An 11,060-nucleotide genomic window follows, 5' to 3' on the forward strand; every position below is an offset into this window, starting at 1 on the left:
AACGTCCAACTTGTTCAAAACATCCAAATTCCATTGGTCCCGAGTCAATCATGCCAGCGGTAACCCTGATCTAGTGGCCCATGCCCAGGCCGCCGTCCACGGGGATGACGGCACCGGAAATGTATGCGGCTTCGTCGCTGGCAATCCAGCGGACCACGTTGGCGACCTCGGAAGCCTCGGCAAAGCGGCCCGCCGGAACACTCGCCAAATACGCCTTCTGGGTGTCTTCGGGAAGCTCAGCGGTCATGTCCGTGTTGATGAAGCCCGGTGCCACCACATTCGCTGTGATGCCCCGGCTGCCAAGTTCCCGGGTGAGGGAGCGGGCGATGCCCACCATGCCCGCCTTCGAGGCCGAGTAGTTGATCTGTCCCGGGGCGCCGTAGAGGCCCGACACGGAAGAGATCAGCACAACCCGGCCCTTGCGCATGCGGATCATGCCTCTCGAGGCCCGCTTGATGACCCGGAAGGCGCCGGTGAGGTTGGTGTCGATGACGGAAGTGAAGTCGTCCTCGCTCATGCGCAAAAGTAGCGTGTCCTTGGTGATGCCGGCGTTGGCTACCAAAACCTCCACCGGCCCGTGGGCAGCCTCGACTTCCTTGAACGCGGCGTCAAGCGAGGCCTCGTCCGTCACATCGGCCTTGACCCCAAGGATGCCCTCAGGGAGGGGTGTTTCGCTGCGGTACGTCACGGCGACCTTGTCGCCGTTGGCGAGGAATGACTCTGCGATCGCCAGGCCGATGCCCCGGTTTCCGCCCGTGATGAGGACACTGCGGGCGGTTGATACTGCTTCAGACATGCTGCTCTCCAGAGTTCCGCGACAGGACTGTGCCGCTTGAAAGTGGGTGATTTCCTGCATCGATCTTAGCCGCCGGGAGTCCCTGGCCGCGGGTAGCTGCGCCCGGCGCGGTTTGGGAGGCCCGTTCCGGGGTGAGAGAATTGAGGGGAGCCGTTGGAGCGTGATGAATCAGCCGTGACAAGAGATAGCAGTCCCCTGCAGGCGCCCGGGGACCCGGACGCCGTTTCAGGTGACCCCGTGGTGCACAGCATTACCGACGCCGCTGCCGCACACTCGGATGACATGCGCGAACGAATGATCAAGTACGCCGTGGCCATGGGTATCCGCTTGGTGTGCCTCTTACTCATTTTCGTGGTGGATGGCTGGTTCAAGATCATCGCCGTCGCCGGGGCCGTATTCCTGCCCTGGATTGCCGTAGTGATCGCCAACGGCAGCGACAAAGCCGAAGTCCACAGCGATGCCTTGCTGGACTACGTCCCGGCCGCGGAGCTGGAAGCGTCACCTGAAGAAGGGGAACCGGCCGCGGCTCCCGTCACCGTCTTGGAAGGCGAACTCATCGACGACGACGCCACCCACCAGGACGTTTCCGGCCCGGAACCAGCCGACAACACCAACGCTGGCAAGCGCCAATATCCGCTCGGCGGGGAAGAGCAGGCGGCTTCATGAATATCTTCACTATGGGCGGCCTTGGGCTGGAGAATGAGCAGCATGCCGGCCAGGGCGAGACGCCTCCGGCTGTCTGCTCACGCAAGGCATGCCGCGCCGAAGCTACGTGGCAGCTCCTGTGGAACAATCCGCGCATCCACACTCCCGAGCGCCGCAAGGTGTGGCTGTCCTGCGAGGAGCACCGGGAATGGTTGGAAGACTACCTGCAGACCCGCGACCTTTGGAAAGAGACCATACCGTTCGCGAAGACCATTAACCCAGGCGAGGCCCGCTGAATGTACCGCTTCCTTTTTTCCAGCAAGTGGCTGGGCTATTTCGTCCTGGCCCTGATCTTCGCCACCGGCTGCGTTTTACTGGGCCGCTGGCAAATGGACCGCAGGGCCGAAACGCTGGCCGAGATCAACCGCGTTGTCACCAACTACTCGGCCACTCCCCTTCCCTTCTCCGCCGCCAAGGCGGAGTTCCAGTCCCTGGACCCCGAACGGGAATGGGCACAAGTTGAGCTTCACGGCAGGTATGACGTTTCGGGCCAACGCGTCGTCCGTAACCGCCCCCTCAACGGCCAGCCGGGGTACGAAGTAGTGGTCCCGTTCCGATTGTCGAGCGGCGAAGCGGTAGTGATTGACCGCGGATGGTTGCCCATCGGAAACAAGACTCCCGGCCACCCCGACAGCATCCCGGCCCCGCCGGCCGGCGAGGTGACCGTCGTCGCCCGCCTGAAGGCCTCTGAACCGGATCTGGGCCGCGGCGCCGTGGACGGCCAGCTGGCATCCATCGATCTTCCTTCCTTTGCCACGGAGCTTGGCTATCCCATCATGACCGGCGCCTACGGGCAGCTCGCCACTGAGTCGCCCGCCGTCCAGGCGATGCCCGCGCCGTTCGCCAAGCCGGCAACGGACGAGGGCACGCATCTCTCCTACTCTTTGCAGTGGTTCGCCTTCGGCGTGCTGATGTTCGTCGGTTTCGGCTACGCGGCCAGGCAGCAGGCCCGCAATGCCCGGATTGATGCCGAGGACGAGGAAGAAGAAATCAGCGCGATGCCTCGTCGCAAGGCACCTGCGCCACGGAAACCAAAGCGGCCAACGGCCGAAGAAGAGGAAGACGCCATCCTGGATGCACAAGGCTACTGAAACGATCCCGGCCCCCGTGCTGAATGTTAAGTCAGCCCTGACCGCGGCCGGTGCGCAAGACACCGTGCGCACCTTCGACGACGATGTCCCCACCGCCGCTGCGGCAGCTTCCTTGCTGGGTTGCGATATTGCGGCCATCGCAAACAGCCTGGTCTTCGAACTTGACGGTGCTCCCCTGCTGATTCTCGCGAGCGGGGCCGCGAAGGTGGACACCGCCTTGGTAGCGGCCTCCTTGGGGACAGCCAGGATCCGCAGGGCCAGCCCGGACTTCGTCTTGGAACACACCGGTCAGGCCGTAGGTGGCGTAGCTCCCCTTGGACACCCGCAGCCCATAAGAACGATCCTCGACATTTCGCTCCAGGAGCATCCTCTGCTCTGGGCAGGCGCGGGTGACCATAACTCGATGTTCTCCATCAGTTACAGCGAACTCCAGCGGATTACGGCCGCCCAGGCCTTGAAGGTCCGCTGAGCCGGTAGTCCGGCAGGCCATTGATCCGCTACGGCCGAGGGCTAGGCTGTGAGCATGGCTGAATACACCTACGTCACGTACATCGAAGGAACCCCGGACCAGATTTGGACGGCGCTGACGGACGCAGCCCAAAGCGCTGAGTACTGGGGCCACGCGAATGTCTCGGACTGGAAGGCAGGCTCGCGCTGGGAACACCGGCGCACGGACGGCTCCGGAACCGCCGACGTCGTGGGAACCATCCTGGAAGCAACGCCGCCGGCGCGCCTCGTGAACACGTGGGAGGATCCCGCGGTTCCAGCGGTGGTGAAGCCCGACGTGGTCACCTTCACCATCGAGTCACATGACGGAATCGCCAGGCTGACGGTCCATCACAGGAACATCGCCGACGACGAGCAATTGGCGATTGCAGGCCGCGGCTGGTCGGCGGTCCTGTCCAATCTGAAAAGCTACATTGAACTAGGCCGACCACTTGCCTCTGTGCCGTGGGAAATGCCTTGACCCCCAGCCCTAAGCGAGGGTGATGAGGTCCAGGTAGTCTTCGTTCCAGTGGTCCTCGACGCCGTCCGGGAGCAGGACCACGCGTTCCGGGTTCAGCGCCTGCACGGCGCCTTCATCGTGGCTGACGAGCACGACGGCGCCGGAATAGTTTCGCAGTGCGCCGAGGATCTCAGCGCGGCTGGCGGGGTCGAGGTTGTTGGTGGGCTCGTCGAGGAGCAGCACGTTGGCGCTCGAGGCCACGATGGTGGCGAGGGCCAGTCGCGTCTTCTCACCACCGGAAAGCACACCTGCCGGCTTGTCGACGTCGTCACCCGAAAACAGGAAGGACCCCAGGATCCCGCGGACCTCTGCGTCCTTCATGTCCGGAGCGGATGAACGCATGTTCTCCAGGACGGTGCGGTCGTGGTCCAGGGTTTCGTGTTCCTGCGCGTAGTAGCCCACTTTGAGCCCGTGGCCCGGGACGATGTCGCCGGTGTCCGGCTTGTCCACCCCCGCAAGCATCCGCAGAAGGGTGGTCTTGCCTGCACCGTTGAGGCCCAGGATAACCACTTTGGAGCCACGGTCGATTGCCAGGTCCACGTCGGTGAAGATTTCCAGTGAGCCGTAGGACTTGCTCAAACCCTCCGCCGTGAGCGGAGTCTTGCCGCACGGAGCAGGATCCGGGAAACGCAAGGCTGCCACGCGGTCATTCTCGCGGACTGCCTCCAGGCCGCCGAGCAGCCGTTCGGCACGCTTCGCCATGTTCTGCGCAGCGACGGCCTTGGTGGCCTTGGCACGCATCTTGTTGGCCTGGTCCATGAGGACCTGGGCCTTCTTTTCGGCATTGGCGCGTTCGCGCTTGCGGGCGCGCTCATCGGTTTCACGCTGTTGCAGGTAGCGTTTCCAACCCATGTTGTAGAAGTCGATCTGCGCCCGGTTGGCGTCCAGGTGGTAAACCTTGTTCACCGTGGCTTCGAGGAGCTCCACGTCGTGGCTGATCACAATCAGCCCGCCCTGGTGGCCCTTGAGGAAGTCGCGGAGCCAGGTGATGGAGTCCGCATCGAGGTGGTTGGTCGGTTCGTCCAGGAGGAGGGTTTCGGCGTCCGAGTAGAGGATCCGGGCCAGCTCCACACGGCGGCGCTGGCCACCGGAGAGCGTCTTGAGCGGTTGGTTCAGGAGCCGCTCGGGAAGGGCCAGGTTGGAGGAAATAGCTGCGGCTTCGGCCTCGGCCGCATAGCCGCCTCCTGCGAGGAACTCGGCTTCCAGGCGGTCGTAGCGGTTCATGGCTTTGCGCTGGACTGTGGCGTCTTCGCTGGACATGTCTGTTTGGGCCTGCTTCAGCTTGCCCACCACCACGTCGAGGCCGCGGGCGGAAAGGATGCGGTCGCGTGCCAGCTGTTCCATGTCCGGGGTCCGCGGATCCTGCGGCAAGTAGCCAATCTCACCACTGCGGGCAACTTTGCCGGCCGCGGGCAGTCCCTCGCCGGCAAGGACGCGGGTGAGGGTCGTCTTGCCTGCACCGTTCCGGCCCACCAGACCGATTTTGTCCCCCTTGTCCACGCGGAAGCTCACCTGGTCCATGAGCAGGCGGGCGCCGGCGCGCAGTTCGAGTTCCTGGACGGTAATCAATTCGGGGGATGCCTTTCAATGGGGAACACCCGCAGCACCGGAAGTCAAGGCGCGGCTGAAGTGGAGGGGCCGAACAAACGGCCTTTACGATTCTACCGCCCAGCACGTCCCACAGTCGCCAGCGCCAAAGGGTGCCGCGGATGACCGCTGAATAGTAAGTACCCTTGCTACTATTTTCGCCGCGTGGTTAGGTGAAGGTAGGACGATTGCAAGGGAGACTCTCGGTGAGCAGTGCAACAGGATCCGATGGCAAACACGTACGGGCTGACGGTGGCCAGGATGAAATCCCGTACGCCGCCGAACCACGGCGGGACCGGGTGGACGATGTACATGGAAATGGCCCCGGCTATGCTGACGACACCTACGTCGACAACACGAGCAGCTATCCCGTGGTTTCCCCCGCTTCCGACCCAAACGCCGCCACCCGTGAGACCGTCGTCGCGCGCGAAAGGGAGCAGTTCGGCGGAATCAAGATCGGCTCGGCCTTCTTCGGCTGGCTGACCGCAACAGGGATGGCCGTGCTGCTGGTCGCCCTCGTGGCGGCGGCGGGGATCGCTGTCGGACTCGCGAACAACGCGAATGTCACTGACGCAGCGAACCTGGCATCATCGCAGCCCGTCAGCGTTGCGGGGATCATCGCGCTCTTGGTGATCCTGTTCCTCTCCTACTATTGCGGCGGCTACGTTGCCGGACGCATGGCCCGGTTCAACGGCATCAGGCAGGGGTTCATGGTCTGGTTTTGGGCAATTATCGTCGCCGTGCTGGTGGCGTTGCTGGGCTTGTTCGCCGGACCGCGGTTCAATATCCTCGCCACCGTGAACAGTTTCCCGAGGATTCCGGTGAATGAGGGACAGCTGAGCACCATCGGCATCATCGCCGCCCTCGTAGTGGCAGCAGTGACCCTCATCGCCGCAGCACTCGGCGGACTGGCCGGCATGCATTACCACCGCAGGGTGGACCGCGCGGGCTTCACTCCAACAGCAGAGGACGTCGAGGCCTAGCCAAGGCTGCTCCGCCCGCCAATAGCGTCACCCTTTGTACCTTGGCCCCAAGGCCTTGCTGTGCTGCTCGTGGACACCCTACAAAATGCCGTGCCAGGCCGCTCTGTAGTGTCGGTTTCAGGGGATTCAATCCACCCCAGGCACAGACAGGACACACCATGAGCAGCACCGAAACCGCTTCCACGCGACGACCCTCCCCCCGCACCCGCTGGACGTCCACGGACATCGGCCTCATCGCGGTATTCGCGGCCCTCGTGGCCGCATCAACGCTGATTCCAGGCATTCCTGTCGGCGCCCTGGGCGTGCCGATCACCCTGCAGACCCTCACCGTCATCCTGACCGGCCTCGTGCTCGGCGGCGGGCGGGCCTTTGCCGCCGTCGGGCTTTACACCCTGCTCGGTTTCGCCGGACTGCCGATCTTCAGCGGGGGCCGCAGCGGTCTCGGCATCCTGGCCACACCGTCGGCCGGCTACATCATCGCTTTTCCCTTGGCGGCGGCCGCCACCGGCTGGCTGGCAGCGATCGTGATCCGCAAGACCGTCAAGCACCGGGCCGTTTTCCTGTTCGCCGCCGCCATGATCAGCACCATCGTCCTCATCCACGGCCTCGGAGTGCTTGGCTTCATGATCAATGGCAAGTTCGACTTCGCCAAGGCATTCCTGGCTGACCTGCCCTACTACCCCGGCGACACCATCAAGAACGTCTTGGCGGCAATCATCGCCGTCGCGCTCCACAAAGCCTTCCCGGACATCCTGGTCCGCCGCGTCAAATAAAGCAGGAACAATCAGTACATGAACACCATCATTCTCAGCGACGTCTCAGTGCGCGTAGCCGTCGATGGCAGCCCGGCGCCCAAGACTTTGCTGCAGGACGTCTCGCTGGAACTCACTGAGCAACGCATTGCGGTCATCGGGGCCAACGGCTCTGGAAAGTCCACCCTGCTGCGCTTGCTCAACGGCTTGGTGGCTCCCAGCGAAGGTACCGTCAGCGTCAACGGCGCCCACAGCTTGCGGGACGTTCGCCAGGTCCGCAGCCAGGTGGGCTTCGTCTTCACCGATCCCCTGTCGCAACTGGTCATGCCGACGGGGCGGGAAGACGTTGAACTCTCCCTGCGCCGTTCCATCAAGAATTCCAAAGAGCGTGCCGCCCGGGCAGAAGCTGTCCTGCAACGGTTCGGGATCCTGGACCTCGCGGATCAGAGTATTTACGAGCTTTCCGGCGGTGAACGCCAATTGCTCGCCCTCTCGGCCGTCCTCGCGGTAGATCCCGCCGTGCTGGTCCTCGACGAGCCTTCAACGTTGCTGGACCTGCGCAACCGGGAGCTGCTGAGGCTCACGCTTGCGGGCCTCGAGCAGCAGATCATCATGTCCACCCACGATCTCGATCTCGCCCTCGAAGCGGACCGCGCCTTGGTGGTGGACGGCGGCCGGATAGTGTTCGACGGCGGAGCAGCCGTCGCCGTCGAACGCTACCGCGCGCTTTGCGCCGCTGAATCCACTCAAAGCAAGGTGCAGGCGACGTGAGGGGCCAGGGAGTCCTGATCCCCAACTATGTGCGGGGCGACTCGATCGTGCACCGCACGCCCCTGTGGCTCAAATTTCTCTTGGTTGCCGGCTGCGGCCTGGCATCGTTCCTGATTGTCGATTGGCTTGTCTCGGCCGCGGTCCTTGCCGTGATGTGCGGACTTTTCCTGCTGAGCGGCGCGGGACTCAAACGCCTCGCGCGTTCCGTGTGGCTCGTGACGCCCATCCTCGTTGCGATCGGCGCCTTCCAATGGTGGCAGCTGGGCGGCCCCGTTGCCGCGCGGATCGTGCTCAATGTGCTGGTCTGCGTCGTCGCGGCGTCGGTACTGACGGTCACGACTCCGGTGCAGGCACTGCTGGACGGGGTGGTTGCCCTGTCCAAGCCCTTCCAGCGTTTCGGGGCGGACCCTGAGCGCTTCGCGCTTACCATCGCCATCATGCTGCGCAGCCTTCCATTCATTGCCGGCGCATTCTCGGATGTCCGTGACTCGGCCCGGGCGCGTGGCCTTGAACGCAATCCCCGCGCCTTGGTCTTGCCGGTTTTCATCACCACGGTTGCCTATGCGCGGCAGACCGGCGACGCCCTGGCCGCGCGCGGCCTTGGCGATGCCGAGGACTAATCGCCCTGCAGCTGCGAGTACCGGAACATTGCCGCCGTGCCCATTCCACCTGCAATGCTGATCATCGCCAGCGCCAGGCTCTCCCGACCCGGCTGCTCTTCGGCCATCCTGCGGGCCTGGGCCAGCAGCCGCGTCACCAGGACAGCCCCCGACGCGCCGTAAGCGTGTCCCAGGGCCAGCGCTCCGCCGTCGAGGTTCGCCCGTTCCGGTTCCACACCCAACGCGTCAAGGCAAGCGAGGGTCTGCGAAGCGAATGCCTCATTGAATTCCACGAGGTCCAGCTCCCCGGGCTCGCGATCAAGCTCGGCTAGCAACCGTTTCGCCGCCACTGAAGCTCCGATGCCCAGCAGTTCCGGGTCCACGCCTGCTGTGTCGCAGCCCAGGACGAGCAATCCGTCGGCGGCACCAAGTTCCCGTGCCCGCTCCAGCGAGGTGATCACGACGGCGGAGGCCGCGTCAGCGTCGAAGCACGAGTTTCCGGCTGTCACGGTTCCGCCCGGTACGAATGCGGGCGGGAAGCGGGCCATGAGTCCGGCCTTCAGGGATGCCCGGGGTCCGTCATCCGCCTGCAGCACGGCGCCCCCGGCTTCCAGGGGAACAATTTCCGGGGCGAACGCGCCCGCGGCAGTGGCTGCAACCGCCCGCTGGTGACTGCGCAGGGCGAACTCGTCCTGCTGTTCGCGGCTGATGCCGCACTCGAGTGCCACGTTCTCGGCGGCCACCCCCATGTCCGGGTCCCCGAACTCGGGCGGCACAAAGGTGGCCCGGGTGTAGAAGTCCGGCTCGCCGTCGGGGTCTGGATTTCGCCTGGCACGCAGCGGGGCAGTACTGATACTCTCCACTCCTCCGGCCAGGTAGATGCCATTGCCGCCCGCGGCCACGAGCCGGGACGCCAGGGCAATGGCATCGAGTCCGGAACCGCACTGCCGGTCCACGGTCAGTCCGGGGACCCCTACGGGCAGTCCCGCGTGCAGTGCGGCATACCGGGCCAGGTTTCCGCCTCCGCCCACCGCGTTGCCGATCACGACGTCGCTGACGTCCGAACCGGCAACACCCGTGGCTGTCAGGAGTGAACGGAGGACAGGAGAGAGGAGTTCCTCCGCGCGAAGCGACTTCAATTGTCCGTTGGCCCGGCAAATAGGTGTACGCAGGGCGGCAATGATCACTGGTTGGCGCGAAGGGTCCAACCCGGTGCACGGCTCACGGCTAGGCAAGGGGTTTCGCTCGCGGATCGTTGTTCTCAATCCAGTCGAGCAACATCCGGCGGCTGACCTTCCCGCGGTCGGTCACGGGCAATTCGGACAGCGTGAAATACCGCTGGGGTCGCTTGTCCCTGGCGAGCAAACCGTCCAGGCCGGTCTTCACTTGGGTTGCCGTCACCGAACCGTAGGCGGGCACGATTCCTGCGACGACTTTCTGGCCGCGGACTTCGTCGAGCATTCCGGCCGCAAGGGCAGCCGAGACCCCGGGGACCGATGCCAAGGCGAGCTCCACTTCGTGAGGATAGACGTTCCTCCCGGAAGTGATGATCATGTCGGACCGACGTCCGAGGATATGCAGGACACCGGAGTCCACATAGCCCTGGTCCCCCACCGTGTACCAACCGTCAAAGCACCGCAGCGCCTGGCCGTCGTCGCCCCACAAATACCCGTTGCTGACCATGCCGGAGCGGACACAGATGTTCCCGTCGGCCCCTTCGGGCCGCTCCGCGCCGTCGTCGTCCAGTATCTTGAGTTCGACGCCGGGAAACGGTCCGCCGATTCCCGTGCCGCCGACGTCGAGCGGTTCACCGGCGGCAAGGCGCGTTCCGGAAACGAAACTGAGCTCGGACGCACCGTAATACTCGAAAATCGCCGCATTGGGCGCCCAACGCCTGGCGGCCTCAAGGGTGCGGGCGTCCAGCTTCGAGCCTGCGCAGATGATGCTCCGCACGCCGGATGCGTCCACGCCTCCCGCCAGTCCGCGCTCGCTCAACAGGCGCAGCATGGTGGGCACGAGGACCAGGCGGGTGACGCCGTCGTAACTGATGGCTGCGTGGACATCGCCGACGTCGAAGGTCTCCATGGTGTGGAAGGCCGCCCCGGCGTACAGGCATTCGGACAGGGCGTACAGGTTCAAGCTCGCGGCCAGCGGCCCGGGCGCGAGGGTCCTGTCCTCCGGTGTGAGCCCGAAGAATTCGATGGAGGCATCAAACGAAATCTGCCACGAACGCCGTGAACGGGTGAAGGCCTTGGGAACGGACGTGGTTCCGGACGTCAGGCCGATCAGGAACGTGGTGTCGGGACGGCCGTCGGCCAGCTCGTCGCCTATGCCGGACAGGAGGCCGGTGGCCGGCCCGGCTTCTCCGATCCTCTGGGTGACCTCATCGATCATGGCTTGCGGCCACAACGGGTCGAGCACGGCGCAGCGCCGCTCGCCGGCCACGGCGGCCGTGTACGCCACCACGAAGTCCAGGGAATTGGGCTCGGCGAGTACCGTCGTCGCGGCCGTCTCCCCCTGGCGCAAGGTTGCGGCGTCCCGAAGGTCAGCCCAGTTGAGCCGCTTGCCGTCAACGACGACGGCCGTGTCGTCGGGGCGTTCATCGGCCCAGAGCTGAAGTTTATCCAGGAAAGGCATCATCGAATTTTAGCCTGCACCGCACGCCCAGAGCCTTCTGTGACGCCTATCGCTCCGATAGCGCACTTTCGGGGCGTCAAGTGGCGATAACTTAGAGTACGTCGACGGCCGGCCACCTTCGCTGGAAGGTGAC

General features: G+C 64.6%; 13 protein-coding genes. 9 read left to right on the forward strand and 4 right to left on the reverse strand.

The annotated features are described in order from the left end of the window. Nucleotides 1-70 precede the first annotated feature (70 nt). Nucleotides 71-796, reverse strand: a complete 726-nt coding sequence (locus tag AB4074_RS11275) for a beta-ketoacyl-ACP reductase (protein ID WP_441413448.1) — start codon at nucleotides 794-796, stop codon at nucleotides 71-73. Between the two features lie 153 nt (nucleotides 797-949). Between AB4074_RS11275 and AB4074_RS11280 the strand changes: the two genes are divergently transcribed. The 5 genes from AB4074_RS11280 to AB4074_RS11300 are packed head-to-tail and all read left to right on the forward strand — an operon-like array spanning nucleotide 950 to nucleotide 3,559. After that, on the forward strand, nucleotides 950-1,462 hold the full coding sequence (locus tag AB4074_RS11280) for a DUF3099 domain-containing protein (RefSeq protein ID WP_441413449.1): 513 nt from the start codon (nucleotides 950-952) through the stop codon (nucleotides 1,460-1,462). After that, nucleotides 1,459-1,737 carry a hypothetical protein gene (locus tag AB4074_RS11285; protein ID WP_441413450.1) on the forward strand — a complete coding sequence of 93 codons (279 nt, stop codon included), beginning with the start codon at nucleotides 1,459-1,461 and terminating at the stop codon, nucleotides 1,735-1,737. Before AB4074_RS11280 ends, AB4074_RS11285 begins: the two co-directional genes overlap by 4 nt. Then, complete coding sequence (locus AB4074_RS11290; RefSeq protein ID WP_441413451.1) at nucleotides 1,738-2,592, forward strand: SURF1 family cytochrome oxidase biogenesis protein; 855 nt, start codon at nucleotides 1,738-1,740, stop codon at nucleotides 2,590-2,592. Next, nucleotides 2,576-3,061, forward strand: coding sequence for a YbaK/EbsC family protein (locus AB4074_RS11295; RefSeq protein ID WP_441413452.1), 486 nt, complete (start codon nucleotides 2,576-2,578; stop codon nucleotides 3,059-3,061). Before AB4074_RS11290 ends, AB4074_RS11295 begins: the two co-directional genes overlap by 17 nt. 54 nt (nucleotides 3,062-3,115) lie before the next feature. Continuing rightward, nucleotides 3,116-3,559 carry an SRPBCC domain-containing protein gene (locus AB4074_RS11300; protein WP_236811099.1) on the forward strand — a complete coding sequence of 148 codons (444 nt, stop codon included), beginning with the start codon at nucleotides 3,116-3,118 and terminating at the stop codon, nucleotides 3,557-3,559. Between the two features lie 9 nt (nucleotides 3,560-3,568). On the opposite strand, the gene AB4074_RS11305 is transcribed toward AB4074_RS11300, so the two are convergent. Beyond that, nucleotides 3,569-5,167: an ABC-F family ATP-binding cassette domain-containing protein gene (locus AB4074_RS11305; protein ID WP_306959633.1), complete on the reverse strand. Its 1,599-nt coding sequence runs from the start codon at nucleotides 5,165-5,167 to the stop codon at nucleotides 3,569-3,571. A 224-nt stretch (nucleotides 5,168-5,391) separates the two neighbouring features. Here AB4074_RS11305 and AB4074_RS11310 point away from each other — a divergent pair, with 224 nt between their 5' ends. From AB4074_RS11310 to AB4074_RS11325, 4 genes are all read left to right on the forward strand, one after another. Then, complete coding sequence (locus AB4074_RS11310; RefSeq protein WP_441413453.1) at nucleotides 5,392-6,168, forward strand: YrzE family protein; 777 nt, start codon at nucleotides 5,392-5,394, stop codon at nucleotides 6,166-6,168. 158 nt (nucleotides 6,169-6,326) lie between these two features. Further along, entirely contained in the window at nucleotides 6,327-6,941 is a 615-nt protein-coding gene (locus AB4074_RS11315; RefSeq protein ID WP_441413454.1) for a biotin transporter BioY, read from the forward strand. A gap of 18 nt (nucleotides 6,942-6,959) precedes the next feature. Next, on the forward strand, nucleotides 6,960-7,691 hold the full coding sequence (locus AB4074_RS11320; RefSeq protein ID WP_441413455.1) for an energy-coupling factor ABC transporter ATP-binding protein: 732 nt from the start codon (nucleotides 6,960-6,962) through the stop codon (nucleotides 7,689-7,691). Next, on the forward strand, nucleotides 7,688-8,311 hold the full coding sequence (locus AB4074_RS11325; protein WP_441413456.1) for an energy-coupling factor transporter transmembrane component T family protein: 624 nt from the start codon (nucleotides 7,688-7,690) through the stop codon (nucleotides 8,309-8,311). Before AB4074_RS11320 ends, AB4074_RS11325 begins: the two co-directional genes overlap by 4 nt. Here AB4074_RS11325 and AB4074_RS11330 read toward each other — a convergent pair. Together AB4074_RS11330 and AB4074_RS11335 are read right to left on the reverse strand one after the other, a co-directional pair. Next, nucleotides 8,308-9,525 (reverse strand): thiolase family protein, encoded by a 1,218-nt coding sequence (locus AB4074_RS11330; RefSeq protein ID WP_441413457.1) that lies wholly within the window; start codon nucleotides 9,523-9,525, stop codon nucleotides 8,308-8,310. The genes AB4074_RS11325 and AB4074_RS11330 overlap by 4 nt on opposite strands. After that, nucleotides 9,518-10,927: a class I adenylate-forming enzyme family protein gene (locus tag AB4074_RS11335; protein WP_441413458.1), complete on the reverse strand. Its 1,410-nt coding sequence runs from the start codon at nucleotides 10,925-10,927 to the stop codon at nucleotides 9,518-9,520. Before AB4074_RS11335 ends, AB4074_RS11330 begins: the two co-directional genes overlap by 8 nt. Nucleotides 10,928-11,060: the final 133 nt, after the last annotated feature.

This window comes from Arthrobacter sp. 2MCAF14 (assembly GCF_052115645.1).
In the GTDB taxonomy this organism is placed as follows: domain Bacteria; phylum Actinomycetota; class Actinomycetes; order Actinomycetales; family Micrococcaceae; genus Arthrobacter.